We start from the raw sequence: 25,656 nt of genomic DNA, 5'->3' as shown, positions 1-25,656 counted from the left end.
GCGGCGCCATGAGTCCGAGCCGTACCCATGCCCCGGCCCGCACCGCCAGGGGGCGGCTGTACCTGCAGTTCCGCCTGGGGGGCGACCGTTACGCCCTGGATGTGCATGAGGTGGTGGAGGTGCTGCCATTGCGCGACCTCAAGCAGGTGCCCGAGGCGCCGGCCTGGGTCGCGGGCGTCCTCGCCCACCGCCAGCGACTGGTGCCGGTGCTGGACCTGGCCCGGCTCGCCTTCGGCCAGCCCGCCCAGGTGCGCACCAGTACCCGGCTGGTGCTGGTGGACTATCCCCCGGCGGGGCAGGGGCATTGGCTGGGGCTGATCCTCGAACAGGCCACCGACACCCTGCGCTGCGCGCCCGAAGCGTTCCGAGACTATGGCCTGGAGCGTGGCCTGGCCCGCTACCTGGGACCGGTCTACCAGGCCGCCGATGGCCTGGTGCAGCGGATACGCGTGGCCGACCTGCTGACCGACGAGGTGCGCGGGTTGCTCTTCCCGACCCGGGAGGGGGGCGCATGATCGAGCGCTTCGAAGCCCTGCTGAAGAGCCGCATCGGCCTGGAGGCCGAGTCCGTGGGGCGCACGGTGATCGAGCGCGCCGTGGGCCAGCGCATCAAGGCGGCCGGCTGCGCCGATGAGGCCGTCTACTGGACCCTGCTCAATGGCTCCTCCACCGAACAGCAGGCGCTGGTGGAGGCGGTGGTGGTGCCGGAGACCTGGTTCTTCCGCTATCCGGAGTCCTTCGTCGCCCTGGGCCGCCTGGCGCTCGAGCGTCTGCCCACACTGGCGGGACGGCCGCTGCGCATCCTCAGCCTGCCCTGCTCGACGGGGGAGGAGCCCTTTTCCATCGTCATGGCGCTGCTGGACGCGGGCCTCGCCCCCGGCCTGTTCCAGGTGGACGCCATGGACATCAGCGAGCGGGTCCTCGAACGGGCGCGCCAGGGCGTCTATGGGCGCAATTCCTTCCGGGGCGATGACCTGTCCTTCCGCGACCGTTACTTCCTGCCCACCGTCGAGGGCCATGCCCTGGCCCCTCAGGTGGCCTCCAGGGTGCGCTTCCTCAGGGGCAACCTGCTGGAGCCCGGGCTGCTGGCGGGTGAGCCGCCCTACGATTTCGTCTTCTGCCGCAACCTGCTGATCTATTTCGACCGGCCCACCCAGGGTGCGGTGCTGGAGGTGCTCAAGCGCCTGATGCACAAGGACGGCGCCCTCTTCATCGGCCCCGCCGAGGCCAGCCTGTTGAGCCAGCAGGGCATGCAGCCGTTGGGTTATCCACAGGCCTTCGTTTTTCGCCTGGCGCCGCCGAATGCCGGCGCCAGGCCGGCTCGTCCGAGGGGACTGGTCGCCTCGATGCCGCCGCCCCAGTCCCTGCCCGTGCGCCCGTCGGAGCGCCCGCGTCCACCCTTGCCCAGGCCCGAACGCCCGAAAGCGGTTCCGGCCGGCACCCGCGACGAGTCCCTGGCGGAGATCGTCCGGCTCGCCAATGGCGGACGCAGCGACGAGGCGAGGATCGCCTGCGAGGCCTTCCTGGTCGCCCATGGCCCTTCGGCCGATGTCTTCTACTGGCTCGGCCTGCTGGCGGATGTCGCCGGCAAGGCCGACGAGGCCCAGGACTTCTACCGCAAGGCCCTCTATCTGCAACCCCGGCATGCCGAAGCCCTGGCCCACCTCGCCGCGCTGCTGGCGGCGCGGGGGGATCGTGCGGGGGCCCTGAGGCTTCAGCAACGTGCCGCCCGTGGAGTGAACGGCGATGACCGATAGCCGACTGCCGCTGATCGCCACGGACCATCTGCTGCCGGTGGACGACTGCTGGAACCGTATCGGTGTCCATGGCGACAAGTCCTGCGAGCGACTGGCCGCCCATGTCCATTGCCGCAACTGCGAGGTGCATGCCGCCGCCGCGACCCTGCTGCTGGACCGTTACGCGCTGGTTCGCGACGAGGCGGGCGAGTCGCCCGACGCGGAGGAGGAGGACGGTCGCACGCGCCGATCCACCCTGGTGTTCCGCCTGGGCGAAGAGTGGCTGGGCCTGCCCACCCGCAGCCTGGCGGAGGTGGCCGCCGTCAGCCCCATTCACAGCCTGCCGCACCAGCGCTCCCTGGCGCTGCTCGGCGTGACCAACGTGCGCGGCGCCCTGGTGGCCTGCCTGTCCCTGGTCGAATTGCTGGGCCTGGAGAAGGGCGGCGACATCGCGGGCGAGCGACGGATAGTGCCGCGCATGTTGATCTTCAGCAGCCAGGGAGGGCCGCTGGTGGCGCCCGTGGACGAGGTGGACGGCGTCCACCGGATTCCCCTGGATGCGGTGGTGGACCCTGGCCGCGCCCCGGACCTGGCGGCGCGCCAGTTCGCCATCGGCGTGGTGAACCTGAGTGGGCGCAGCATCACGCTGCTGGATGAAGGCCTGCTGCTGCAGGCCATGGCAAGGAGCCTGGCATGACCCCGGACGAGATGCGCGACGCCTCGCTGCTGGAGCTGTTCCGCCTGGAAGCGGAGGCCCAGACCCAGGTGCTCAACGCCGGGCTGCTGGTGCTGGAGCGCAACCCGGCCCAGGCCGAGCAGCTGGAAGCCTGCATGCGCGCCGCCCATTCCCTCAAGGGCGCGGCACGCATCGTCGGGCTGGACGCCGGGGTGCAGGTGGCCCATGTGATGGAAGACCTGCTGGAGGCCGCCCGCCTGGGGCACCTGCGCCTGCAGCCGGAACATATAGACGCCCTGCTGCAAGGCTCGGACCTGCTGCTGCGTATCGGCAGCGACGCGGGCTGGGCGGAGGCGGCCGGCCGTGAGGCGGTGAGCGCCCTGATCGCCCGGCTCCAGGGCCAGCCCGATGGCCGCACGCCGCCACCGCCCGCGCACGCGCCGCTGGAACCGCGAGTGCCCCTCGCGCCGCCGCCCGCTCCGCCTCCACCAGCGCTCGAACCGACGCCCCAGGAGCCCGAGCTTCCGGGCGGCGAGGGGAACGATCGGGATCGCGTGCTGCGGGTCAGCGCCGAGCGCCTGGATCACCTGCTGGATATCTCCAGCAAATCCCTGGTGGCATTCCAGCGCATCAAGCCCCTGAACGACGTGTTGCTGCGTCTCAAGCGCCTCCAGGCTGGCGCCAGCCGCGCCCTGGATATGGCCCGCGAGTCGGCGCTGGACGGCAGCCTCGATCCCCAGGCCCAGGCGATGCTGGGGGAAGCCCGGCAGATGCTCGGGGAGTGCCAGCAACTGCTGGCCGGCTACATGGCCGATTTCGACGAGTTCGGCTGGCAGGGTGGCCAGCGAGCCCAGCTGCTCTACGATGCGGCCCTGGCCTCGCGCATGCGCCCCTTCGCCGATGTGCTGGCTGGCCAGGCGCGCATGGTTCGTGACCTGGGGCGCTCCCTCGGCAAGTCGGTGCGCCTGGACGTGGCCGGGGAAAGCACCCAGGTGGACCGCGACGTGCTGGAGCGCCTGGAGGCGCCCCTGACGCACCTGCTGCGTAATGCCGTGGACCATGGCATCGAGAGCCCGGAACTGCGTCGACGGCTGGGCAAGCCGGAGGAAGGCGTGATCCGCCTGCAGGCCCGTCATCATGCCGGGATGCTGTTGCTGGAGTTGGCCGACGATGGCGCCGGGGTGGCCCTGGAACGCCTGCGGGACGCGGTGGTGGCGCGGGGTTTCGCCACGGTGGAGACCGCCACGCGGATGACCGAAGAGGAGCTGCTGGCCTTCCTTTTCCTGCCCGGCTTCAGCATGCGTGAACAGGTCACCGAGGTTTCCGGACGTGGCGTCGGCCTGGATGCCGTGCAGCACATGGTGCGACAGCTCCGGGGCGGCGTGAGGATGGAGCAGCGCAGCGGCTGTGGCGTCACCTTCCACATCGAGGTGCCGCTGACCCTGTCGGTGGTGCGCAGCCTGGTGGTCGAGGTGGGCGGCGAGGCCTATGCGTTCCCACTGGCCCATATCGAGCGCATGACCCGGCTGCAGCACGAGGACATCGTCCAGCTGGAAGGGCGCCAGCACTTCTGGCACGAAGGCCGCCACGTGGGCCTGGTGTCCGCCAGCCAGATCCTCCAGTGCGCCGAGGGCAAGCGCGACGAGGCGGGCATTCCGGTGGTGCTGATCCGTGATCGGGACAGCTGCTACGGCGTGGCGGTGGAGCGTTTCATCGGCGAGCGCACCCTGGTGGTGATGCCGCTCGACCCACGGCTGGGTAAGGTCCAGGACCTGTCCGCCGGTGCCTTGCTGGACGATGGCCGGCCGGTGCTCATCCTCGATGTGGAAGACCTGTTCACCTCCGTTGGCAAGCTGCTGGGCAGCGGCCGCCTGGAGAAGGTCGACCGCAGCGCGCGGCAGGGCGGCGGTGTGCAGCGCAAACGGGTGCTGGTGGTGGATGACTCCCTGACCGTGCGCGAGCTGGAGCGCAAGCTGCTCGCCAGCCGGGGGTACGACGTAGCGGTGGCGGTGGACGGCATGGACGGCTGGAACGCGCTGCGTTCCGAGCATGTCGACCTGCTCATCACCGATATCGACATGCCGCGCATGGACGGAATCGAGCTGGTCACCCTGGTTCGCCGGGACCCTCGCCTGCAGTCGCTGCCGGTGATGGTGGTGTCCTACAAGGACCGCGAGGAAGACCGCCGTCGCGGCCTGGACGCCGGCGCCGACTATTATCTGGCGAAAGCCAGCTTCCACGACGAGGCGTTGCTGGATGCGGTGGTCATGCTGATCGGGGAGGCCCAGGGGTGAGGATAGGGATAGTCAACGATATGCCGCTGGCGGTGGAGGCGTTGCGCCGGGCGCTGGCCCTGGAGCCCGCCTACCAGATCGCCTGGGTCGCCGGCAATGGCGCCGAGGCGGTGCAGGCCTGCGCCCGGGACCTGCCCGACGTGGTGCTGATGGACCTGCTGATGCCGGTGATGGATGGCGTCGAGGCCACCCGCCAGATCATGGCGAGCACGCCCTGTGCCATCCTCATCGTCACCGTGGACCTCGAGCAGAACCTGCGCCGGGTCTTCGAGGCCATGGGCCATGGCGCCCTGGACGTGGTGAACACTCCCGTCCTGGGCAGCGGCCAGGTCGAGGCGGCCGCGCAGTTGCTGCGCAAGATCCAGAACATCGGCTGGCTCATGGGCCCGCGCAGTCGCCGGGGACGCAAGGCCAGCGAGCCGTCGCGCCCCCGTGGCGCCGGCCAGCGCCTGGTGGCCATCGGCGCCTCGGCGGGGGGTCCTGCCTCCCTGGCGCAGTTGCTCAGGCAACTGCCCCCCGGCTTTCCCGCCGCCGTGGTCCTGGTCCAGCACGTCGACGAGGTCTTCGCCGCCGGCATGGCCGACTGGCTGGCCAGCGAGTCCCACCTGCCGGTGCGGCTCGCCCGTGAAGGCGAGCCGCCGCAACCGGGGACCATCCTGCTGGCCGGCACCAACAATCATCTGCGGCTGCTGCGCAACGGCGAACTGGCTTACACCGCCGAGCCCACCAGCCATGTGTACCGACCGTCCATCGACGTCTTCTTCGACAGCCTGGTGGAGCACTGGAAGGGCGAGGCCATCGGCGTGCTGCTCACCGGCATGGGCCGGGATGGCGCCGAGGGACTCAAGCGCATGCGCGGTCGGGGTTTCCTGACCATCGCCCAGGACCAGGCCAGCTGCGCGGTCTACGGCATGCCCAAGGCCGCCGCGGCCATCGGCGCGGCCACGGAGATCCTCGCCCTGGAGCGTATCGCGCCCCGGCTGGTGGAGGCGTTCGGATGAAATTCACCTCAGGCCGCAGGGCCCGGAGAGCGTTATGCAATACCCCTATCGAAGCCCCATGGACATGACCCCGGTGGAACCCTCCGCGATGGTTCTGCTGGTCGATGACCAGGCGATGATCGGCGAGACCGTGCGGCGGTCACTGTCGGCCGAGCCGGGCATCGACTTCCATTTCTGCTCGGACCCGCTCCAGGCGGTGGCCGTGGCCCTGCAGATCCGACCCACGGTGATCCTCCTCGACCTGGTGATGCCCGGCGTGGATGGTCTCAGCCTGCTGGCCGAGTGCCGCGCCCTGCCGGCCCTGCGGGATGTGCCGATCATCGTGCTGTCCACCAAGGAAGAACCCTCGGTGAAAAGCGCCGCCTTCGCCGCAGGGGCCAACGACTACCTGGTGAAGCTGCCGGACGCCATCGAACTGGTGGCGCGCATCCGCTATCACTCGCGCTCCTACACCGCCCTGCTGCAGCGCGACGAGGCCTACCGGGCCCTGCGGGAAAGCCAGCAGCAACTGCTGGAGACCAACCTGGTGCTGCAGCGGCTGATGAACTCCGACGGCCTGACCGGTCTTTCCAACCGTCGGCACTTCGATGAATACCTGGACATGGAGTGGCGGCGCGCCCTGCGGGAGCAGAGCGAACTGTCGCTGCTGATGATCGATGTCGATCACTTCAAGAGTTTCAACGACAGCTTCGGCCATGTCGCCGGGGACGATGCGCTGCGCAAGGTGGCCGAGGCGATCCGCGCCTCCTGCAGCCGCGCCACGGACCTGGCGGCGCGCTATGGCGGCGAGGAGTTCGCCATGGTGCTGCCCGGGACGGCCGCCGGTGGCGCGCGCCTGCTGGCGGAAAAGGTGCGTCGCTGCGTCGAGGCCCTGGCCATTCCCCATGACGTACCCGCGCCGGGATCGGTACTGAGCGTCAGCATCGGCGTCGCCACCCTCACCCCGAATGCCGGCCAGTCGGCCCTGGTGCTGGTGGACATGGCCGACCAGGGCCTCTACGAGGCCAAGAACAACGGTCGCAACCAGGTGGCGATGGTCGTCGCCCGCCCCGGAACCTGAGGGGCGTCGTGCAATGGCGGCCGCCCCTCCGCGTGTCGCCGGATCGGCGTAAATCGCGGAGGGCATGCTGCCGCCATCCGATCTGTCGGGTATACTCGCCGGCTTTTCCGAAAGTTTTGCCAGCGAGAGCTTCCCGCCATGGAAATCAACCCGATCCTGAACAGCATCAAGGACCTCTCCGAACGTACCCAGGCAATTCGGGGGTATCTTTGACTACGATCAGAAGCATGATCGTCTCGTCGAAGTAAACCGCGAACTCGAAGACCCCAACGTCTGGAACAACCCCGAATACGCCCAGAACCTGGGCCGCGAGCGCGCCATGCTGGCGCAGGTGGTCGAGACCCTCGACGACCTGACCGGCGGCCTGGCCGACTCCAGCGACCTGCTGGACATGGCGGTCGAGGAGAACGACGAAGGTGCGGTCAATGACGTCGCCACCGAAGTCGAGCGCCTGCGCGAGATCCTCGAGAAGCTGGAATTCCGCCGCATGTTCAGCGGCGAGATGGACCCGAACAACGCCTACCTGGACATCCAGGCCGGTTCCGGCGGCACCGAGGCCCAGGACTGGGCCAACATGCTGCTGCGCATGTACCTGCGCTGGGCCGACAAGAACGGCTTCAGCGCCGAGATCGTCGAACTGTCCGAAGGCGAGGTCGCCGGCATCAAGGGCGCCACCGTGCACATCAAGGGCGAATACGCCTTCGGCTGGCTCCGCACCGAGATCGGCGTGCACCGCCTGGTGCGCAAGAGCCCGTTCGACTCCGGCAACCGTCGCCACACCTCGTTCACCGCAGTGTTCGTCTCTCCCGAGATCGACGACAACATCGAGATCGAGATCAACCCGTCCGACCTGCGCATCGACACCTACCGCTCCTCCGGCGCGGGTGGTCAGCACGTGAACACCACCGACTCCGCGGTGCGTATCACCCACGTGCCGACCAACACCGTGGTGGCGTGCCAGAACGAACGCTCCCAGCACGCCAACAAGGACACCGCCATGAAGATGCTGCGGGCCAAGTTGTACGAACTGGAGATGCAGAAGCGCACCGCCGCCTCCCAGGCCCTGGAGGACTCCAAGTCCGACATCGGCTGGGGCCACCAGATCCGCTCCTACGTCCTCGACCAGTCGCGGATCAAGGACCTGCGCACCGGCGTCGAACGCAGCGACTGCGACAAGGTGCTCGACGGCGATCTGAACGAGTACCTCGAGGCCAGCCTGAAACAAGGGCTCTGACACGGGCCTCCCACGATTATCTTCATTTGAAATTGACGCCAGGCAGATAGAACGACCATGAGCGACCAACACGCCGACCAGCACGAACTGCAACAGGAAGAGAACAAGCTGATCGCCCAGCGCAAGGAAAAGCTTGCCGCCGTGCGCGAGGCCAAGGCCATCGCCTTCCCCAATGACTTCCGCCGTGACGCCTACTTCGCGGACCTGCAGAAACAGTACGCGGACAAGACCAAGGAAGAGCTGGAAGCCGCAGCCATCCCGGTCAAGGTCGCCGGTCGCATCATGCTCAACCGTGGTTCCTTCATCGTCCTGCAGGACAGCACCAGCCGCCTGCAGGTCTACGTGAACCGCAAGACCCTGCCGGAAGAGACCCTGGCCGAGATCAAGACCTGGGACCTGGGCGACATCATCGGCGCCGAAGGCACCGTGGCCCGCTCCGGCAAGGGCGACCTCTACGTCGACATGACCAGCGTGCGCCTGCTGACCAAGTCCCTGCGCCCGCTGCCGGACAAGCACCACGGCCTGACCGACACCGAGCAGCGCTACCGCCAGCGCTACGTCGACCTGATCGTCAACGAGGAAACCCGCCACACATTCCGCGTGCGCTCCCAGGTCATCGCCCATATCCGCCGCTTCCTGTCCGATCGCGGTTTCCTCGAAGTGGAAACCCCGATGCTGCAGACCATCCCTGGCGGCGCGGCGGCCAAGCCCTTCGCGACCCACCACAATGCCCTGGACATGGCCATGTTCCTGCGCATCGCGCCGGAGCTGTACCTCAAGCGGCTGGTGGTCGGCGGCTTCGAGAAGGTCTTCGAGATCAACCGCAACTTCCGTAACGAAGGCGTCTCGACCCGGCACAACCCCGAGTTCACCATGCTCGAGTTCTACCAGGCCTACGCCGACTACGAAGACAACATGGACCTGACCGAGGAACTGTTCCGCGAGCTGGCCCAGGCGGTGCTCGGCACCACCGACGTGCCCTACGGCGACAAGGTCTTCCACTTCGGCGAGCCCTTCGCCCGCCTGTCGGTGTTCGACGCCATCCTCAAGTACAACCCGGAGATCACCGCCGCCGACCTCAACGACGTCGAGAAGGCCCGCGCCATCGCCAAGAAGGCCGGCGCCAAGGTCCTCGGCCACGAAGGCCTGGGCAAGCTGCAGGTGATGATTTTCGAGGAACTGGTGGAGCACAAGCTGGAGCAGCCGCACTTCATCACCCAGTACCCCTTCGAGGTCTCCCCGCTGGCCCGCCGCAACGACCAGGACCCGAGCGTCACCGACCGCTTCGAGCTGTTCATCGGCGGCCGCGAGATCGCCAACGCCTACTCCGAGCTGAACGATGCCGAAGACCAGGCCGAGCGCTTCATGCTGCAGGTGAAGGAGAAGGACGCCGGTGACGACGAGGCGATGCACTACGACGCCGACTTCGTCAACGCGCTGGAGTACGGCATGCCCCCCACCGCCGGCGAAGGCATCGGTATCGATCGCCTTGTGATGCTGTTGACCAATTCGCCGTCTATTCGTGACGTCATCCTGTTCCCGCACATGCGGCCCCAGGCATGACGCAGGAGTGACACCGGCTTTGGAAAAACCGCCTTCGGGCGGTTTTTTCTTGGCCGTCCACCCGTTCGGGGACTCGTTTCTCCCGGGCCCGCTCCGTGAAGCCGCTCGTCAGGGCCGACAGCGTTCGATTCTCGCCTGATTCCCACATTGATTCGCGGGATAAATGGTCAACACTTTCACCTTGAGTGAGTCCGGAGGGTTTTCCGTCTTGAACCAGTCGTCCCGCAGTGACAGTGCGGCCCGCGTGGCCAGCGCGGTAGCCGAGAGCGTCAAGTACCAGGGCCGCAAGGCCAGCCGGCAGGGCAGCGAGCAACGCCGCCAGGCCATCCTCGACGCCGCCATGCGCATCATCGTCCGCGACGGCGTGCGTGCCGTACGCCATCGCGCGGTGGCCGCCGAGGCCCAGGTGCCGCTGTCGGCCACCACTTACTATTTCAAGGACATCAACGACCTCATCACCGATACCTTCGCCCAGTTCGTGGAGCGCAGCTCGGCGGTGATGGCCGCCTTCTGGGCCAGCGTCGAGGACGACCTTCAGGCCATGGCGGCGGTGCTCGCCCGGGACGCCGATTCGCGGCGCAAGATGACCGACCAGATCGTCGAACTGGCCATCCAGTATGTCCGCAGCCAGCTGGAGGAGAATCGCGACCAGTTGCTCGCCGAACACGCCTTCCGCCAGGAAGCGCTGCTCAATGCCAGCCTGCGTAACCTGGCTGACGCACACCGGCGGATACTCTCCCAGGGCGCGGAGCACTTCTTCCAGGTACTGGGTTCGGTGGAGCCCGGCGAGGACGCCAAGGTGTTGACGTCCGTGATTCTGCGGATGGAATATCAGGGCCTTCTCGATGGCGTGGAAAACCTCGACATCGAGGAGATGCGAGCCGTCCTCAAACGCTACCTTTATCTGGTGATGGGACTCTAGGCGCATAAGATCGAACCCCGCCGCGCCGGTGGCTGTGTGGACCCCAGGGGGGCACTCGGCCGGTAGAGCGGGGTTTTCGTTATCACAAGGAGAGCGAGATGAACGTCTGGCGTGCCGTGGTGGCCCTGTCCTTCCTGTTGTTGGGCGGCTGCCTGGTCACCTTCAAGGATCCGATCCCGGCCAACGAGCCGGCCCCTATCCCCCTGCTGGGGGACTGGACCCGCAAGGACGAGTGGGGCGAGCGGCAGTACCTGGAGATCAGCCGCGCCGGCTCCAACGTCTACCAGGCGCGCAGCTTCGAAGGCAGCAAGGACAATCTCGAGGGCATGGAGGAGTTCGGCTTCACCGTCGCCCACCATGGGCGTCGCTGGTACCTGTCCGCCGGCCTGCCGAAGAAGCTCGGCGCCAACTTCGCCATCGCCGGCTTCGAGCTGACCGCCGACAACGAACTGGTGGTCTACAACCTCGATGTGGAGCGCTTCGAGGAGGAGATGGCGGAAGGACGCTTCCAGGGCGAGGTGGTGGAGATGCCGGAAGGCGACGGGGTGCTCATCACCAGCCCGCTGGAGGTGGTGTTCGGCTGGCTGGACGACCCGGCCAACTCGGATGCCTTCGTCGAGGTGGCGCGCTACCAGCGTGCCGAAGAGGAGTGAGTCGTCGATGACCCGCCGCAAGCTGCCCGACGACTACCAGAAGACCATTCGCGCGCTCTCGGACCGCATCGTCCAGGCGCAGACGCCGATTCGCGTGCTGGACGCGGTGAAGTGGGACGACAGCGTCCGCCAGGGCTTTCTCAAGCACAAGGGCAAGGCGATGCCCGCCGTGGACCGTGGCTACTACGACAGCCGCCCGCTGGCCTTCGATTCGGCCGAGAAGAAGCTGGAGTTCCAGAACATCGAGCGGGACATCACCCGTCACCTGGGCCAGTTCAACCCGGTGGGCCAGATCATGCGGCGCATGTGCAAGGAATACCGCATGGTGATCCGCATGCTGGAGGCCCGTGGCACCGCCGATTTCGGCCTGATTTCCCAGGAACTCTACGGCGCCGCCTCCGACGCCTTCCACGCCGGCGACCCGACCCTGGCCGACCTGGGCCTGATGCTCTCGGACTACCTGAACAACATCGCCCATCGGGGCGACCTCAAGGACGAGGCCAAGTCCCTCACCGCCAAGGACGCCGTCAGCCTGCTGCAGAGCCGACTGGCCGAGGTGTTCGGCGATGACACCATCCGTGTGTTCGAGTCCGACGGCATCGTCGCCGACGCGGCGGCCGGCGCCGACTACATCAAGGTCCGTGCCGACGCGATGTTCAACGAGCGGGACGTGCGCGCCCTGGAAGTCCATGAGGGACTGGTGCACGTGGGCACCACCCTGAACGGACAGAACCAGCCGATCTGCACCTTCCTCTCCAAGGGACCGCCGTCGTCCACCGTGACCCAGGAAGGCCTGGCCATCCTCATGGAGGTGATCGCCTTCGCCTCCTACCCCACGCGCCTGCGCAAGCTCACCAACCGCACCCGCGCCATCCACATGGCGGAGGAGGGCGCCGACTTCCTCGAGGTCTACCACTTCTACCGCGAGCAGGGGTACGACATGGAGGAGAGCTACGGCAGCGCCAGCCGGGTGTTCCGGGGTTCGTTGCCCAACGGTTTGCCCTTCACCAAGGACCTGTCCTACCTGAAGGGCTTCATCCTGATCTACAACTACATCCAGCTCGCGGTACGCAAGGGCAAGCTGGAGCAGATCCCCTTGCTGTTCTGCGGCAAGACCACCCTGGAGGACACCCGCACCCTTCGCCAACTGGTGGACGAGGGGCTGGTGGTGCCGCCCAAGTACCTGCCGCCGCAGTTCCGCGACCTCAACGCCCTTTCGGCCTGGATGTGCTTCTCCAACTTCCTCAACCACCTGAGCCTGGACCGGATCGAGGCGGATTACGCGAATATCCTGTGAAGGCGGAAGGTCCCGCACCCAACGGGCCAGAACCTTGTGCAGGGCCGGTGCACGAACTCTCCGGGAAGGAATCCTTGATGCGCCACTGCGTGCTGATTGTCTTCGCGATGCTGCTGCAAGGTTGCAGCGCCCTGCTGTTCTACCCGGACACCTACCTGCCGTTCACGCCCGAGCGGGCGAAGCTGGACTACCGCGACATCGCGCTCACCGCTGCCGATGGCACGCGCCTGCATGCCTGGTGGCTCCCGGCCAAACCCGGGGTGGAGGTGAAGGGCACGGTGCTGCATCTGCACGGCAATGGCGGCAACGTGGCGTCCCACCTGGGCGGAAGCTGGTGGCTGCCGGCCCAGGGTTACCAGGTGCTGCTGCTGGACTACCGGGGCTATGGCCGCTCCGAGGGCTCGCCGAGCCTGCCGGCGCTCTACCAGGACATCGACGCTGCCTTCGCCTGGCTCGACCAGGCGCCGGAGACGAGGGACAAGCCCCTGGTGGTGCTGGGCCAGAGCATCGGTGGCGCCCTGGCGGTGCATTACCTCGCCGAGCACCCGGAGCGCCGTGCCGGGCTCCACGCTCTGGTGCTGGACGGTGTTCCCGCCAGTTACCGGGAAGTGGCGCGCTACAGCCTCTCCAATGTCTGGCTCACCTGGCCGTTGCAGGGGCCGCTGTCCTGGCTGATTCCCGATGGCGACAGCGCCATTCGCGGTATCGGCAAGCTGCAGGGCCTGCCGATGCTGATCTACCACAGCCTCGACGACCCGGTGGTGCCCCTTTCCAACGGCGTCCGCTTGTATCAAGCTGCGCCCCCGCCGCGGGTATTCCAGCCGGTCCGTGGCGGTCATGTGCAGACCTTCGCCGACCCCACCTGGCGCAAGGTGATGGTGCTCTACCTAGAAGACCCCCAGGGTTTCGTCGGTCTGCGCCGGCTGGCTGAAGTCCCGGATACAGAGAGCCCCCAATGAGCGAACGCAATCCCCTTCCCCTGATCCTCACCGGTATCGGCACCATCATCGGCACCATCGGCGTGCTCTGGTACTACGGTTACCTGCATTTTGCCAAGCCCGAGGACGCCCTGCTGCTGAACGACTTCACCATGCTCAAGACCGTGCCCGGCGAGGACTACAAGGTTTCCCTGGACCCCGCGCCCCAGGTGGCCCAGTGCATCGACGGCGTGCTGGTGCTCTTCGACATGCAGCAGAAGGGCCTGACCGGCGTGCTGGTGAACAACCGCAAGCAGGCGGTGCGCTGCATGGGGCAGGAGACCCCGCAAGCGGTCAAATAAGGGACTAGCCTCCCTGATGGAGGAGAGTTCCATGGACATCCGAATCTGGCAGGGCGATATCACCACCCTCGCGCTCGATGCCATCGTCAATGCCGCCAACTCCACGCTGTTGGGCGGTGGCGGGGTCGACGGCGCCATCCACCGCGCCGCGGGCCCCGAGCTTCTCGCGCACTGCCGCACCCTGGGCGGCTGCCCCACGGGCGAGGCGCGCATCACGCCGGGTTTCCGCCTGCCGGCGCGCTTCGTCATCCACACCGTCGGGCCGGTCTGGCGGGGGGGCGACCACGGCGAGCCGGGGCTTCTGGCGTGTTGCTACCGCAACAGCCTGGCTCTGGCCGACGCCCAGGGACTTGCCAGCATCGCCTTCCCGGCCATCAGTTGTGGCGTCTACGGCTATCCACTGGAAGCCGCCGTGCGCATCGCCGTCACCGAACTACGCCGCCCACGGCCGGCCGGCAGCACCCTGCAACGGGCGTTGCTGGTGGCCTTCTCGGAGGACATGGCGCGGCTCTACCGGGACGCATTGGCCTGAGCGACCAGGCCGGGAGTCCAACGCCTGCTGGCCCCGTCTGGTGGAGGTAAAAGGCGACCTCCACCCACAAGGCTGCACGCCATTCGCCGGCACGCCGGCTCCTACCAACGCCAGGCCCCGCACCGCGCCCCTTAGGATGGCGTAGAGCGCAGCGAAACCCATCACCGTGGCCCACGCAACAACCGCAACCCGTTGAAGACCACCAGCAGGCTGGCGCCCATATCGGCAAACACCGCCATCCACAGGGTGCCCTGGCCCATCAGGGTGAGTGCGAGGAACACCGCCTTGATGCCCAGCGCCAGGGTGATGTTCTGCATCAGCACGGCATGGGTGCGGCGGGAGAGACGGATGAACTGGGGCAGCTTGCGCAGGTCGTCGTCCATCAGCGCCACGCCGGCGGTCTCGATGGCCGTGTCGGTGCCGGCGGCGCCCATGGCGAAACCGATATCGGCCTTGGCCAGCGCCGGGGCATCGTTGATGCCGTCGCCCACCATGCCCACGGGTGCACCGGTTGCCTGGCGCCGACCGATCTCCGCCAGCTTGTCCTCCGGCAGCAGGTTGCCCCGGGCGTCGTCCATACCGACCTCGCGGGCGATGGTGGCCACCGTGTGGGGGTTGTCGCCGGAGAGCATCAGGGTCTTGACCCCCAGTTCATGCAGTTCCGCGATGGCTTCGCGGCTGCTCTCGCGCACCCTGTCCGCCACGGCGAACAAGGCCAGCACCGCTTGCTCGTCGCACAGCGCGACCAGGGTCCGGCCCTGTGATTCCTGGGCGTCCATGCGGGTCTCCAGCGCCGGGGAGCAGAGGCCCAGGTCCTCCACCAGGCGATGGTTGCCCAGGTGGTAGGTACGCCCATCGATCAGGCCGCTGACGCCGCGGCCGGGCAGGGCGGTCAGGCGATCCACTCCGTAGAGGGCGATGCCGTCCTCCTCCGCGGCACGGGCGATGGCCTGGGAGACCGGATGGTCGGAGCGCGCGGCGAGGCTGGCGGCGATGGCGCGCGCCTGCCGGTCGAGGCTCCCGATCAGTTCCATGCCGGCCTGTCGGGGACGGCCCTCGGTGAGGGTGCCTGTCTTGTCCAGGGCCACCCAGGCGAGCTTGCGGCCCAGTTCGAGGAAGACGCCGCCCTTGATCAGGATGCCGCCGCGGGCGCCGGCGGCCAGGCCGCTGACGATGGTCACGGGGGTGGAGATCACCAGCGCGCAGGGGCAGGCGATCACCAGCAGGACGAGGGCGCGGTAGAGCCAGTCCAGCCAGGCCCCGTCCAGTAGCAGGGGCGGCAGCAGCGCGGTGAGGACGGCGATGGCGATGACCACCGGCGTGTAGATGCGGGCGAAACGGTCGACGAAGCGCTGGGTCGGTGCGCGTGAGCCCTGGGCCGACTCCACCGCGTGGATGATGCGCGCCAGGGTGCTGTCGCCGGCGGCGCGGGTGGAGCGGTATTCCAGCTCGCCTTCGCCGTTGATGGTCCCGGCGAACAGGGGCGCGCCCTGTGCCTTCTCCACCGGCAGGCTTTCGCCGGTGATGGGGGCCTGGTTGACGCTGGAGCGGCCACTGAGTACCTCGCCGTCCAGGGCGATGCGCTCGCCGGGGCGAACCCGCACGCGCGTGCCGGGCGGTACTTCGCGTGCCGGACGCTCTATCCATCGACCGCTCTCGAACACCCTGGCCTGTTCCGGTGCCAGTTGCAGCAGCCCGCGTATGGCGTTGCGGGCCCGTTCCAGGGAGCGGGCCTCGATCAGCTCGGCGATGGCGAAGAGCACGCTGACCATGGCGGCTTCAGGCCATTGTCCGATCAGCAGCGCACCGGTCACGGCGATGCTCATCAGGGCATTGATGTTCAGGTTGCGGTTCTTCAGCGCGATCCAGCCCTTCTTGTAGGTGGGCAGGCCGGCGACCAGGATGGCGAGGATGGCCAGGGCCGCGACCAGGGCTTCCGGTGCCAGGGCGAACCATTCGCAGACCTCCGCCGCCAGGGCCGCGATGCCGGCCAGCGCCAGGGGCCACCAGGGTTTCTTCACCTCGGCCGGCGCGCTGGCGGACGCGCCCTCGGCCAGGGGGATGGCCTGCATTCCCAGCCCTTCGATCAGGCGTTGCAGGGGCTCCACATCCTCGAAGCGGTGGCGTACGCGGAGCAGCCGCTGCATCAGGTTGAACTCCAGCGCCTCGATGGCCGGCACCTTGCCCAGGGCATTGCGGATCAGGCGTTCCTCGGTGGGGCAGTCCATGGCGTCGATCCGCAGCTGGCTCCAGCGCGCGTCGGTGACGAGCGTCGCGGCGGCGATGGCATCGGGCCCGGTCCGGTTCGGCTGGCGGGCATGAGGGGGGCGGTGATCATGGTTGTGGCAGCACTCTTGGCTCATGGGGTCACTTCCTGTTTGACGCTTCTGCAGCCATTGCACACCCTGTAGTAACTACAGGGTCAACAGGGGGTGGAAATGAAAATCGGCGAACTGGCTGCCCGTACCGGCTGCCCGGTGGAGACCATCCGCTACTACGAGCGCGAAGGGCTGCTGCCGGCACCCTCCCGAAGCGCGGGAAACTACCGGCAGTACGACGCGGGCCATGTCGAGCGGCTGTCCTTCATCCGCCACTGCCGCTCCCTGGACATGACCCAGGAGGAAATCCGCGCCCTGCTGGCCCTGCGTGACCGCCCCGAGGCCGAGTGCGGCAGCGCCAACCGGCTGATCGAGGAGCACCTGCACCATGTGGAAGTGCGCATCGCGGAACTCGAATCCCTGCGTGGCCAGCTTCGCGACCTGCGGGCACGTTGCAGCGGGGAGGGCGCCAGCGAGGCCTGCGGCATTCTCCGTGAGCTGGAGCAGCCCGGGCCGTCGCCGGTCGCCACCGAGGAGTGCGCCCATGCCGGGCACCTGCACGTACCCGGCGTGCACCGACGGGGCTAGTGGCTCGTGTTCTCGCGCTGCATCTGCTGGAGGTAACGCTTTGAAAGCGCCAGGAAGCGTGGCGTTGGCCCGATGTCTTCGTAGAGCGGATCCCCCTGCTCGTCGGTGGCGACCACCTGGCTGCCCTTGACGTAGGGGAAACTGGCTTCCAGTTCCTCCAGGGCTGCGCCCACCAGTTCGCCGATCAGCTCCTCCACGCTGCGCTTGGGGTACATCTCGGAAAGAGCCGCCAGGCGCGCGGCGGACTCCAGGTCCAGGTGAACGTTGTACTGGCTGCGGGTCAGGCGGCCCTTGGCGTTCTGCTCCCAATGGCGGACCAGTTCTCGGATCTTCATAGGCACCTCATCCTCTTCCCACTGATGGTGGGTGGCATTGAGCCGCGGACGCTCTTTGTCGCCCGGGAGTCGTCATGCACGATGGCGGCTATTGTTCAGACTAGCTCGCGAATGGCCCCGGACACGCCGTTCGTCGCACCCTTGTAACGGGATGGCGCTCTCGGCAAGCTGGAGGTCGAATCCAGTGACGGAGAGACGGAAATGGCCGAAATCGATGCGCGCCTGCGCGAGGATGTCCACCTGCTCGGCGAGTTGCTCGGCGACACCATTCGTGACCAGTTGGGCGAGGCCTTCCTGGACAAGATCGAGCGAATCCGCAAGGGCGCCAAGGCGGCGCGCCAGGGCTCGGCCCAGGGCGAACGCCAGCTCAACGAGACCCTCGACGGGCTGACCGAGGACGAGTTGCTGCCGGTGGCCCGGGCGTTCAACCAGTTCCTCAACCTGGCCAACATCGCCGAGCAGTACCACCGTATCCGCCGACGCGGCCCGGATGAGCCACGTCCCTTCGAGGAGCGCGCCCTGGCCGACCTGCTGCAGCGCTTGCTGGCGGCGGGGCATGGCAAGGAGCAACTGGCCCGGCAGCTCGGGCGGCTGGAGATCGAGCTGGTGCTCACCGCCCATCCCACGGAAGTCCAGCGACGTACCCTGATCCAGAAGTACGACGCCATGGCGGCCGAGCTGGCCGCCCTGGATCATGACGACCTGCTGGACGCCGAGCGCGCGCGGGGACGCCAGCGCCTGTCGCGGCTGGTCGCCGAGGCCTGGCACACGGAAGAGATCCGTCGCACGCGGCCGACGCCGGTGGACGAGGCGAAGTGGGGCTTCGCGGTGATCGAGCATTCGCTCTGGCAGGCGGTGCCGAACGTGCTTCGGCATGTCGACCAGGTGCTGCATGACGCGACCGGCCTGCGCCTTCCGCTGACCGCCGCGCCCCTGCGCTTCGCGTCCTGGATGGGCGGCGACCGCGACGGCAACCCCAATGTCACCGCCGCCATCAGCCGGAAGGTGCTGCTGCTGGCGCGCTGGATGGCCGCCGATCTCTACCTGCGGGACGTCGACCACCTGGCCGCCGAGCTGTCCATGCAACAGGCCAGCGAGGAGCTGCGCATCCAGGTGGGCGTGCACCCGGAACCCTATCGTGCGGTGCTCAAGCAGCTGCGGGATCGCCTGCGGGCCACCCGCGCCTGGGCCGAGGCGGCCCTGGAGCGGGACCTCGCCCCCGGGCCGGAGGTGCTCAACGAGAACAGCCAACTGCTGGAGCCCCTGGAGCTCTGCTATCACTCCCTGCATGCCTGCGGCATGGGCGTGATCGCCGATGGCGCACTGCTGGACTGCCTGCGCCGGGCGGTCACTTTCGGCCTGTTCCTGGTACGCCTCGACATCCGCCAGGACGCCGGTCGTCACGCCGCCGCCCTGGCGGAAATCACCGATTACCTGGGGCTGGGCGATTACAGCGACTGGGACGAGGAACAGCGCCTGGCCTTCCTCCAGCGCGAGCTGGACAACCGGCGGCCGCTGCTGCCATCCCACTACCGTCCCTCCGCCGATACCGCCGAGGTGCTCGCCACCTGCCGGGTCGTGGCCAACGCGCCGGCGGCGTCACTGGGCTCCTACGTGATCTCCATGGCCGGCGCGCCGTCCGATGTGCTGGCGGTGCAACTGCTGCTCAAGGAGGCCGGGTTGCAACGGCCGATCCGTGTGGTGCCACTCTTCGAAACCCTGGCGGACCTGGATCACGCCGGGCCCGCCATCGACCGGCTGCTGGGCCTTCCGGGCTATCGCGCACGATTGCATGGCCCCCAGGAGGTGATGATCGGTTACTCCGATTCGGCCAAGGACGCCGGGACCGTGGCCGCCGCCTGGGCCCAGTACCGCGCCCAGGAAAAGCTGGTGGAGGTCTGCCGGGCGCACCAGGTGGAACTGCTGTTGTTCCACGGTCGCGGCGGCACCGTCGGACGGGGCGGTGGTCCCGCCCACGCGGCGATCCTGTCGCAACCGCCGGGCTCGGTGGCGGGACGTTTCCGCACCACGGAGCAGGGCGAGATGATCCGCTTCAAGTTCGGCCTGCCGGGCATCGCCGAGCAGAATCTCAACACCTACCTGGCGGCGGTACTGGAGGCCACCCTGCTACCGCCGCCGGAGCCCGAGCCGGCCTGGCGCGCGGCCATGGACCGGCTGGCCGCCGACGGCGTCGCCGCCTATCGCGCGGTGGTGCGGGGGCATCCCCAGTTCGTCGACTACTTCCGCCAGGCCACGCCTGAGCAGGAACTGGGACGCCTGCCCCTGGGCAGTCGCCCGGCCAAGCGGCGTGCCGGCGGCGTGGAAAGCCTGCGGGCGATTCCCTGGATCTTCGCCTGGACCCAGACGCGGTTGATGCTGCCGGCCTGGCTGGGTTGGGAGGCGGCCCTGGCGAAGGCTGCCCAGCGCGGTGAAACCCCGTTGCTGGCGCGCATGCGCGAGCGCTGGCCGTTCTTCGCCACGCGCATCGATATGCTGGAGATGGTGCTGGCCAAATCGGACATGAATATCGCGGCGCTCTATGACGAACGCCTGGTGTCCGATGAGCTGAAAACACTGGGTGCGCAGTTGCGCGACCTATTGTCGCAGGCCGGTACTTCGGTACTGGCCCTGACCGGGCAGTCGGAGCTCCTGGCGCAGAGCCCGGAGACCCGCGAGGCCATCAGCGTGCGCAACACCTACCTTGACCCGCTGCACCTGCTTCAGACGGAGCTTCTGGCCCGTTCCAGGCGTTGCGAGCAGCATGCCGAGGGCCCGCTGGAACAGGCCCTGCTGGTGAGTGTCGCGGGTATCGCCGCAGGCCTGAGGAACACCGGTTGAGGCCGGTTTTCCTCCCACTTCCGGCGTCTTGTGCGCCATAGGGGCGCTGTGTATCTTGAACGTCCTTTTTGGCCCGTCAGCGACGCCGAAACACCTATTCCGAGATTGGCCCCACGAGGCGAATCCGACCGATTTGAAAATAAAATCTTTGAGGAGCACATCGATGCGCGTGATTCTGCTGGGGGCCCCTGGTGCCGGCAAAGGTACTCAAGCCGGGTTCATCACCAAGAAGTTCGGCATTCCGCAAATTTCCACTGGCGACATGCTGCGCGCAGCGGTCAAGGCCGGCACCGAGCTGGGCCTGAAGGCCAAGGCCGTGATGGATGCCGGTGGCCTGGTGTCCGACGACCTGATCATCAACCTGGTCAAGGAACGCATTGCCCAGCCCGACTGCGCCAATGGCTTCCTCTTCGACGGTTTCCCCCGGACCATCCCCCAGGCCGAGGCCATGAAGGAAGCGGGCGTGAGCATCGACCACGTGGTGGAAATCGCCGTGGATGACGAGGAAATCGTCAGCCGTATCGCCGGCCGTCGCGTGCATCCGGCTTCCGGCCGCGTGTACCACACCGAGCACAACCCGCCGAAAGTCGCCGGCAAGGACGACGAGACCGGCGAGGACCTGATCCAGCGCGACGACGACAAGGAAGAGACCGTGCGCAAGCGCCTGGCGGTCTACCACTCCCAGACCAAGCCGCTGGTGGATTTCTACCAGAAGCTTTCCGCCGCCGAAGGCACCCCGAAGTACAGCGCCATCGCAGGCGTGGGTTCGGTGGACGAGATCACCGGCAAGGTACTGGCCGCCCTCAGCTGAGTCGCAGCCCCTATCCGATCGACGGCCCGCTTGCGGGCCGTTCGCGTTTATAATGCCCGCCTTTTTTCCGCGCCTGGACGACCCGATGACCACTCTGCTGGCCCTGGATACCGCCACCGAAGCCTGCTCCGTTGCCCTGCTGCATGACGGCAGGGTGCTCAGCCACTACGAGGTGATCCCGCGCCTGCATGCCCAGCGCCTGCTGCCGATGATCCAGCAACTGCTGGGCGAGGCCGGGCTGCCGCTCTCGGCGGTGGACGCCATCGCCTTCGGTCGCGGCCCGGGAGCCTTCACCGGCGTGCGCATCGCCATCGGCGTGGTCCAGGGGCTGGCTTTCGCCCTCGACCGTCCGGTGCTGCCGGTCTCCGACCTGGCGGTGCTGGCCCAACGCGCCCATCGCGAGCAGGGCGTGACCCAGGTGGCCGCGGCCATCGATGCGCGCATGGACGAGGTCTATTGGGGCTGTTACCGCCTGGAGCAGGGGGAGATGCGCCTGGCCGGCGTGGAGGCCGTGCTGCCTCCCGAACAGGCCGCGCTGCCCCGGGATGCGGCCGGCCAGTGGTACGGCGCCGGCACTGGCTGGGGCACCTTCGCCGCGCGGATTCCCGTGCCCGTCAGTGGCCAGTCGGCGGACCTGCTGCCCCATGCCGAGGATCTGCTGGCGCTGGCCCGCTTCGCCTGGGCACGGGGCGAAGGCGTGCCCGCCGATCAGGCTCAGCCCATTTACCTGCGGGACAATGTCGCCACACCCAAGGCGCCGAACTAGAATCTTGCTGTGACCTCCCGCCGGCGATTGCCATGGTTTTTCAGGGCGGCTAGAGTCCTCCGGCATTCATTTCGAATCGCCAGCATTGCCGAGCGGTAACCGATGCGCATCGATGGCTTCACCTCCTCCTATCCGCTGGAGCGCAGCCCCCGCCAGGGCAGCGCGGTCACGCCATTTCGCGAGGTCCAGCGCGAGCAAGAGGCTCGCCGCGAGCAACCCGCCTCGCCGTCGTCCACCCAGGGTTACGAGCAGTCCGCCCAGCCCCGTCGTGTGCAGGCCGGCAATGCCTCCGGGGACAGCCTGCCGGTGCGGCCCCAGGACCTGATCCAGCCGCAGCGCAACGCCGTCGGCAATCGTGCCGCCCAGGCCATCGCCAGCTACACCACCACGGCCAGTTTCGCCTTCGAAGCCGACGCTCCCGAAGTCCTCGGCCTCGACCTTTACGCCTGATGCTGCCTTATCACCTGGGCTGCCCGTCCTGGAACGAGCCGGCCTGGCGCGGCAGCTTCTATCCCGCCGACCTGCGTCCCGCCGATACCCTGGGTCACTACAGTCAGGTATTCAACGCGGTGGAGGGCAACACCACCTTCTACGCGCGCCCGTCCCCCGACACCCTGCAACGCTGGGCCCAGGTCATGCCGGCGAACTTCCGCTTCTGCGCCAAGGTGCCCCGGGACATCAGTCACGAGGGCGACCTGCGGGATCAGTTCGCCGCCACCGAGGCCTTCCTCCAACTGCTCGCGCCCCTGGGACGGCGCCTGGCCCCCTTGTGGCTGCAACTGCCGGCGGCCTTCGGTCCGGCGCGACTGGTCGAGCTGGCCACCTGGCTGGATGAGTTTCGCCAGCAGCCCATCGCGGTCGAAGTGCGCAATCCGGCCTTCTTCGACAAGGGGGACGCCGAACGCGCCCTCAATCGCCTGCTCCACGAGCGGGGCGTCGAGCGCATCTGCCTGGATTCGCGCGCGCTGTTCAGTGTCCATTCCCAGGATGCCGCGGTGCTTCATGCCCAGTCGAAGAAGCCCCGGGTACCGGTGCGTCCGACGGCGTTCAGCGCCAGTCCCCAGGTGCGCTTCATCGGCGGTCCCGACCTGGACGCCAACCAGGTGTTCCTCGAGCCCTGGCTGGACAAGGTGGCTGGCTGGATCGAGCGGGGGCTGACTCCCAACGTCTTCCTGCACACGCCGGACAACCATCTCGCCGCCGCCCAGGCCTTGCGCTTCCATGCCGGTCTGCGGGAGCGGCTGCCCGGATTGCCGGAGTTGCGCATTCCGGAACCGCCCGTGCAGCAGCTCGGCCTGCTCTAGATCGCCGACCTGCTAGGCTGCTGCTTCCGCCCATGGAATCAGGAGCCTGACTCATGTCCAGCCAACTTCAACGTGGCGAGGCCTTCGCCGCGCTGCACCGCGCGCCCGGCCTGTTCGTCCTGCCCAATCCCTGGGATGCCGGCTCGGCGAAGATGCTCGCGCACCTGGGGTTTCCGGCGTTGGCGACCACCAGCGCCGGTCTTGCCTTCGCGCTGGGGCGCCGTGACGCCGAGGGCCGCGTCAGTCGTGAAGAGGCGCTGGCCAACGCCCGCCAGATCGTCGACGCGACACCCCTGCCGGTGGTGGCGGACCTGGAAAACGGCTACGGCGATCGTCCCGAAGACTGCGTGGCGACAGTGCGCGCCGCGGCCGAAGCGGGACTGGTGGGGGGCTCTCTCGAAGACGCCAGCGGCCGTGCCGATGCGCCCATCTATCCGCTGGAGCTGGCCGTCGAACGCATCCGCGCTGCGGCCGAGGCAGTGAGCGGCTTCGATTTTCCTTTCACGCTGGTGGCCCGGGCCGAGAACTACCTCCACGGCCGCCCGGACCTCGACGATACGCTGCGGCGGTTGGTGGCCTATGCCGAAGCGGGGGCGGACGTGCTCTATGCGCCGGGCCTTACCCGGCGCGAGGATATCCAGGCGGTGGTCCAGGCCGTGGCCCCCAGGCCGGTGAACGTGCTGGTGGGTTCGCCGGCGCTCACCCTGGGCCTGGAGGAGCTGGCGGCCCTGGGGGTGAAGCGTGTCAGTCTCGGCTCCAACCTCGCGCGCGTGGCTTACGGCGCGTTCTTCCAGGCGGCGGAGGCGCTGCGCCAGGGTGACCTCGGGGCTATGGGGCAGGCGATGTCCTTCGACCGGATCAACGAACTGTTCAGGGACTGAGGCCTGCCTTGATCGCCGGGCTCTGGCAGAATGCGCGGGTTTTCTCCGCAGGGTCGTGGTGCGTCGATGAGTGATGAAGTAGTCAGGGTAAGGGCGGAGCCGCTTGAGCCGGCCTTTGCCGAGGCGCTTGCGACCTGGGCGGAGCGCCTGGGGCTGGCGTGCGACGGGGAAGCCGACTTCGCCCTGCAACTGGGGGCGCAGGGGTTGCAACTGCTTCAGCTGGGGCCGGACTCACCGGGACCGGTGCGGGTGGATTTCGTCGAGGGAGCGGTGGCTCACCGGCGCAAGTTCGGCGGTGGCAGCGGGCAGATGATCGCCAAGGCGGTGGGAGTCCAGCCCGGCGTCCGTCCCCGCGTGCTGGATGCGACGGCGGGCCTGGGGCGTGATGCCTTCGTGCTGGCCTCCCTGGGCTGCGACATGACCCTGATCGAGCGCCAGCCGCTGATCGCCGCGTTGCTGGAGGACGGCCTGACTCGCGGACGCCTGGACCCGGAAACCGCCCCCATCGTCGCGCGGATGCAACTGCTGCAGGCCAATGCCATCGAGCGGATGCGCGCCTGGGCGGGAGAGCCGCCCCAGGTGATCTACCTTGATCCGATGTTCCCCCACCGCGACAAGAGCGCCCTGGTGAAGAAGGAGATGCGCCTGTTCCGCCCCCTGGTGGGTGACGACCAGGACGCGCCGGCGCTGCTGGAGGCGGCCCTGGCCCTGGCCAGCCACCGGGTCGTGGTCAAGCGTCCGCGCAAGGCGCCCGTCGTCGAGGGGCCCAAGCCGAGCTATGCGCTGGAAGGCAAGTCGAGCCGCTACGACATCTATCCGAAGAAGAAGCTCTAGGGCGCCCGGACAAAGCCGGCTGCACTGGCGAGCGGGAGGCGTCCGGCTCGCCAGTCTTCAGGGCTAAGGTGCATAAGCCTTGACGAAGAGCTCCACCACTTCCTTCACATGCCGCTCCGCCTCGTCGCCCTCCAGCGCCGTGCCGCAACCCATCAGCAGGCGGAAGTTGTGCCCTCCCTTGATCAGGCAGAAGAAGTGATCGGCGGCGTTCTGCGGGTGCTCGATGCGCAGCTTGCCCGCCAGGTGCGCCTGGCCGAGCAAGCCGGTCATCTCCCGCAGGATCTGCAGCGGCCCGGCTTCGTAGAACATCCGTGACAGCTTGGGATCCTGGGTCGCCAGGGCCACCATCACCCGGTGCAACTCCAGGGATTCCCGGCTGTTGATGAGCTGGTGGAAGCTGCGTCCGATGTTCAGCAGCACGCTCTCGATGTCGGCGCCCGGCGGCAGTTCGAACAGCAGTTCGGGCAACTGCTCCTCGCACTTGGCCTTCACGGCGGCGGAGAACAGCGTCTCCTTGTCGGTGAAGTGGCTGTACACCGTGAGCTTGGATACGCCGGCCTCGGCGGCGATGGCGTCCATGCTGCTGCCGTCGTAGCCATTCCTCAGGAAAAGATTCTTGGCGGCTTCCAGAATCGCCTTTCTCTTCGCGGGGTCTTTTGGGCGGCCGGGGCCGCTGGTCGGAAATGAATTGTCAGACATTTCTTTCTAAATACTGGACTGGTGAGTTCGCTATTT

Annotated in this window: 25 protein-coding genes; 22 read left to right on the top strand and 3 right to left on the bottom strand. The window is 67.8% G+C overall.

What is annotated here, in order from left to right; translation table 11 throughout:
* The first annotated feature begins 8 nt into the window (after positions 1 to 8).
* The 14 genes from KF707C_RS23045 (at position 9) to KF707C_RS22980 (ending at position 14,246) form a co-directional block, all read left to right on the top strand.
* Positions 9 to 515 carry a chemotaxis protein CheW gene (locus KF707C_RS23045; RefSeq protein ID WP_003449261.1) on the top strand — a complete coding sequence of 169 codons (507 nt, stop codon included), beginning with the start codon at positions 9 to 11 and terminating at the stop codon, positions 513 to 515.
* Positions 512 to 1,756, top strand: coding sequence for a CheR family methyltransferase (locus KF707C_RS23040; RefSeq protein ID WP_003449259.1), 1,245 nt, complete (start codon positions 512 to 514; stop codon positions 1,754 to 1,756). Before KF707C_RS23045 ends, KF707C_RS23040 begins: the two co-directional genes overlap by 4 nt.
* Positions 1,746 to 2,432 (top strand): chemotaxis protein CheW, encoded by a 687-nt coding sequence (locus KF707C_RS23035; protein ID WP_003449256.1) that lies wholly within the window; start codon positions 1,746 to 1,748, stop codon positions 2,430 to 2,432. Before KF707C_RS23040 ends, KF707C_RS23035 begins: the two co-directional genes overlap by 11 nt.
* Positions 2,429 to 4,705: a hybrid sensor histidine kinase/response regulator gene (locus KF707C_RS23030; protein ID WP_003449255.1), complete on the top strand. Its 2,277-nt coding sequence runs from the start codon at positions 2,429 to 2,431 to the stop codon at positions 4,703 to 4,705. The genes KF707C_RS23035 and KF707C_RS23030 overlap by 4 nt, the downstream gene beginning before the upstream one ends.
* Positions 4,702 to 5,706 (top strand): chemotaxis response regulator protein-glutamate methylesterase, encoded by a 1,005-nt coding sequence (cheB, locus tag KF707C_RS23025; protein ID WP_096368059.1) that lies wholly within the window; start codon positions 4,702 to 4,704, stop codon positions 5,704 to 5,706. Before KF707C_RS23030 ends, cheB begins: the two co-directional genes overlap by 4 nt.
* Positions 5,707 to 5,740: 34 nt before the next feature.
* A complete protein-coding gene (locus tag KF707C_RS23020) occupies positions 5,741 to 6,766 on the top strand; it encodes a response regulator (RefSeq protein WP_004420986.1) in 1,026 nt (341 codons plus the stop codon).
* A gap of 138 nt (positions 6,767 to 6,904) precedes the next feature.
* Positions 6,905 to 8,000, top strand: a protein-coding gene (gene prfB / locus KF707C_RS23015; RefSeq protein WP_096368058.1) for a peptide chain release factor 2 whose coding sequence is annotated in 2 segments (ribosomal slippage) — positions 6,905 to 6,976 and positions 6,978 to 8,000 — 1,095 coding nt in all. Because the reading frame shifts where the segments join, the coding sequence is not laid out codon by codon here.
* A gap of 57 nt (positions 8,001 to 8,057) precedes the next feature.
* The gene (gene lysS, locus KF707C_RS23010) at positions 8,058 to 9,563 is read left to right on the top strand and encodes a lysine--tRNA ligase (protein ID WP_004420991.1); all 1,506 of its coding nucleotides are present in this window, start codon (positions 8,058 to 8,060) and stop codon (positions 9,561 to 9,563) included.
* Between the two features lie 208 nt (positions 9,564 to 9,771).
* Positions 9,772 to 10,485 (top strand): TetR/AcrR family transcriptional regulator, encoded by a 714-nt coding sequence (locus KF707C_RS23005; RefSeq protein WP_004420994.1) that lies wholly within the window; start codon positions 9,772 to 9,774, stop codon positions 10,483 to 10,485.
* Positions 10,486 to 10,583: 98 nt separating this feature from the next.
* A complete protein-coding gene (locus KF707C_RS23000; protein WP_004420998.1) occupies positions 10,584 to 11,138 on the top strand; it encodes a hypothetical protein in 555 nt (184 codons plus the stop codon).
* A 7-nt stretch (positions 11,139 to 11,145) separates the two neighbouring features.
* A complete protein-coding gene (locus KF707C_RS22995) occupies positions 11,146 to 12,435 on the top strand; it encodes a flavohemoglobin expression-modulating QEGLA motif protein (RefSeq protein ID WP_004421002.1) in 1,290 nt (429 codons plus the stop codon).
* 77 nt (positions 12,436 to 12,512) lie between these two features.
* Entirely contained in the window at positions 12,513 to 13,394 is an 882-nt protein-coding gene (locus tag KF707C_RS22990; protein WP_004421005.1) for an alpha/beta hydrolase, read from the top strand.
* Positions 13,391 to 13,714, top strand: coding sequence for a hypothetical protein (locus KF707C_RS22985; RefSeq protein ID WP_004421007.1), 324 nt, complete (start codon positions 13,391 to 13,393; stop codon positions 13,712 to 13,714). The genes KF707C_RS22990 and KF707C_RS22985 overlap by 4 nt, the downstream gene beginning before the upstream one ends.
* Positions 13,715 to 13,745: 31 nt before the next feature.
* A complete protein-coding gene (locus KF707C_RS22980) occupies positions 13,746 to 14,246 on the top strand; it encodes an O-acetyl-ADP-ribose deacetylase (protein ID WP_004421011.1) in 501 nt (166 codons plus the stop codon).
* Positions 14,247 to 14,407: 161 nt separating this feature from the next.
* On the opposite strand, the gene KF707C_RS22975 is transcribed toward KF707C_RS22980, so the two are convergent.
* Positions 14,408 to 16,609 (bottom strand): heavy metal translocating P-type ATPase, encoded by a 2,202-nt coding sequence (locus KF707C_RS22975; RefSeq protein ID WP_004421014.1) that lies wholly within the window; start codon positions 16,607 to 16,609, stop codon positions 14,408 to 14,410.
* Positions 16,610 to 16,684: 75 nt separating this feature from the next.
* Between KF707C_RS22975 and cadR the strand changes: the two genes are divergently transcribed.
* The gene (gene cadR, locus KF707C_RS22970) at positions 16,685 to 17,152 is read left to right on the top strand and encodes a Cd(II)/Pb(II)-responsive transcriptional regulator (protein WP_036992159.1); all 468 of its coding nucleotides are present in this window, start codon (positions 16,685 to 16,687) and stop codon (positions 17,150 to 17,152) included.
* Here the strand turns inward: cadR and KF707C_RS22965 are convergent.
* Positions 17,149 to 17,487, bottom strand: coding sequence for a hypothetical protein (locus tag KF707C_RS22965; protein WP_004421020.1), 339 nt, complete (start codon positions 17,485 to 17,487; stop codon positions 17,149 to 17,151). The genes cadR and KF707C_RS22965 overlap by 4 nt on opposite strands.
* A 201-nt stretch (positions 17,488 to 17,688) precedes the next feature.
* Between KF707C_RS22965 and ppc the strand changes: the two genes are divergently transcribed.
* The 7 genes from ppc to KF707C_RS22930 all read left to right on the top strand — a co-directional run bounded on the left by ppc (position 17,689) and on the right by KF707C_RS22930 (position 24,921).
* Positions 17,689 to 20,325 carry a phosphoenolpyruvate carboxylase gene (gene ppc, locus KF707C_RS22960; RefSeq protein ID WP_004421021.1) on the top strand — a complete coding sequence of 879 codons (2,637 nt, stop codon included), beginning with the start codon at positions 17,689 to 17,691 and terminating at the stop codon, positions 20,323 to 20,325.
* Positions 20,326 to 20,488: 163 nt separating this feature from the next.
* Complete coding sequence (gene adk, locus KF707C_RS22955) at positions 20,489 to 21,136, top strand: adenylate kinase (protein WP_004421026.1); 648 nt, start codon at positions 20,489 to 20,491, stop codon at positions 21,134 to 21,136.
* Between the two features lie 85 nt (positions 21,137 to 21,221).
* Complete coding sequence (gene tsaB, locus KF707C_RS22950; RefSeq protein WP_036992160.1) at positions 21,222 to 21,902, top strand: tRNA (adenosine(37)-N6)-threonylcarbamoyltransferase complex dimerization subunit type 1 TsaB; 681 nt, start codon at positions 21,222 to 21,224, stop codon at positions 21,900 to 21,902.
* Between the two features lie 102 nt (positions 21,903 to 22,004).
* The gene (locus KF707C_RS22945; protein ID WP_004421033.1) at positions 22,005 to 22,352 is read left to right on the top strand and encodes a hypothetical protein; all 348 of its coding nucleotides are present in this window, start codon (positions 22,005 to 22,007) and stop codon (positions 22,350 to 22,352) included.
* Positions 22,352 to 23,206, top strand: a complete 855-nt coding sequence (locus KF707C_RS22940) for a DUF72 domain-containing protein (RefSeq protein ID WP_004421034.1) — start codon at positions 22,352 to 22,354, stop codon at positions 23,204 to 23,206. Before KF707C_RS22945 ends, KF707C_RS22940 begins: the two co-directional genes overlap by 1 nt.
* A gap of 53 nt (positions 23,207 to 23,259) precedes the next feature.
* Positions 23,260 to 24,087 (top strand): isocitrate lyase/PEP mutase family protein, encoded by an 828-nt coding sequence (locus KF707C_RS22935; protein WP_004421038.1) that lies wholly within the window; start codon positions 23,260 to 23,262, stop codon positions 24,085 to 24,087.
* A gap of 66 nt (positions 24,088 to 24,153) precedes the next feature.
* Positions 24,154 to 24,921 carry a class I SAM-dependent methyltransferase gene (locus tag KF707C_RS22930; RefSeq protein WP_004421040.1) on the top strand — a complete coding sequence of 256 codons (768 nt, stop codon included), beginning with the start codon at positions 24,154 to 24,156 and terminating at the stop codon, positions 24,919 to 24,921.
* Positions 24,922 to 24,984: 63 nt separating this feature from the next.
* On the opposite strand, the gene KF707C_RS22925 is transcribed toward KF707C_RS22930, so the two are convergent.
* On the bottom strand, positions 24,985 to 25,620 hold the full coding sequence (locus KF707C_RS22925) for a TetR/AcrR family transcriptional regulator (protein ID WP_036992161.1): 636 nt from the start codon (positions 25,618 to 25,620) through the stop codon (positions 24,985 to 24,987).
* Between the last annotated feature and the right edge of the window lie 36 nt (positions 25,621 to 25,656).

It is taken from the genome of Pseudomonas furukawaii (assembly GCF_002355475.1).
GTDB classification, from domain to species: domain Bacteria; phylum Pseudomonadota; class Gammaproteobacteria; order Pseudomonadales; family Pseudomonadaceae; genus Metapseudomonas; species Metapseudomonas furukawaii.
This window is presented reverse-complemented; position numbering and strand designations above follow the sequence as displayed.

Coding starts and splice junctions, on each gene's coding strand:
- lysS (WP_004420991.1), top strand. CDS start 8,058: ATGAGCGACCAACACGCCGACCAGCACGAACTGCAACAGGAAGAGAAC.
- KF707C_RS22980 (WP_004421011.1), top strand. CDS start 13,746: ATGGACATCCGAATCTGGCAGGGCGATATCACCACCCTCGCGCTCGAT.
- KF707C_RS22945 (WP_004421033.1), top strand. CDS start 22,005: ATGCGCATCGATGGCTTCACCTCCTCCTATCCGCTGGAGCGCAGCCCC.
- KF707C_RS23045 (WP_003449261.1), top strand. CDS start 9: ATGAGTCCGAGCCGTACCCATGCCCCGGCCCGCACCGCCAGGGGGCGG.
- KF707C_RS23035 (WP_003449256.1), top strand. CDS start 1,746: ATGACCGATAGCCGACTGCCGCTGATCGCCACGGACCATCTGCTGCCG.
- KF707C_RS22930 (WP_004421040.1), top strand. CDS start 24,154: ATGAGTGATGAAGTAGTCAGGGTAAGGGCGGAGCCGCTTGAGCCGGCC.
- KF707C_RS23000 (WP_004420998.1), top strand. CDS start 10,584: ATGAACGTCTGGCGTGCCGTGGTGGCCCTGTCCTTCCTGTTGTTGGGC.
- KF707C_RS22990 (WP_004421005.1), top strand. CDS start 12,513: ATGCGCCACTGCGTGCTGATTGTCTTCGCGATGCTGCTGCAAGGTTGC.
- adk (WP_004421026.1), top strand. CDS start 20,489: ATGCGCGTGATTCTGCTGGGGGCCCCTGGTGCCGGCAAAGGTACTCAA.
- KF707C_RS22995 (WP_004421002.1), top strand. CDS start 11,146: ATGACCCGCCGCAAGCTGCCCGACGACTACCAGAAGACCATTCGCGCG.
- KF707C_RS23040 (WP_003449259.1), top strand. CDS start 512: ATGATCGAGCGCTTCGAAGCCCTGCTGAAGAGCCGCATCGGCCTGGAG.
- KF707C_RS23020 (WP_004420986.1), top strand. CDS start 5,741: ATGCAATACCCCTATCGAAGCCCCATGGACATGACCCCGGTGGAACCC.
- KF707C_RS22975 (WP_004421014.1), bottom strand. CDS start 16,609: ATGAGCCAAGAGTGCTGCCACAACCATGATCACCGCCCCCCTCATGCC.
- KF707C_RS22965 (WP_004421020.1), bottom strand. CDS start 17,487: ATGAAGATCCGAGAACTGGTCCGCCATTGGGAGCAGAACGCCAAGGGC.
- tsaB (WP_036992160.1), top strand. CDS start 21,222: ATGACCACTCTGCTGGCCCTGGATACCGCCACCGAAGCCTGCTCCGTT.
- KF707C_RS22935 (WP_004421038.1), top strand. CDS start 23,260: ATGTCCAGCCAACTTCAACGTGGCGAGGCCTTCGCCGCGCTGCACCGC.
- KF707C_RS23030 (WP_003449255.1), top strand. CDS start 2,429: ATGACCCCGGACGAGATGCGCGACGCCTCGCTGCTGGAGCTGTTCCGC.
- KF707C_RS22985 (WP_004421007.1), top strand. CDS start 13,391: ATGAGCGAACGCAATCCCCTTCCCCTGATCCTCACCGGTATCGGCACC.
- cadR (WP_036992159.1), top strand. CDS start 16,685: ATGAAAATCGGCGAACTGGCTGCCCGTACCGGCTGCCCGGTGGAGACC.
- KF707C_RS22940 (WP_004421034.1), top strand. CDS start 22,352: ATGCTGCCTTATCACCTGGGCTGCCCGTCCTGGAACGAGCCGGCCTGG.
- ppc (WP_004421021.1), top strand. CDS start 17,689: ATGGCCGAAATCGATGCGCGCCTGCGCGAGGATGTCCACCTGCTCGGC.
- KF707C_RS22925 (WP_036992161.1), bottom strand. CDS start 25,620: ATGTCTGACAATTCATTTCCGACCAGCGGCCCCGGCCGCCCAAAAGAC.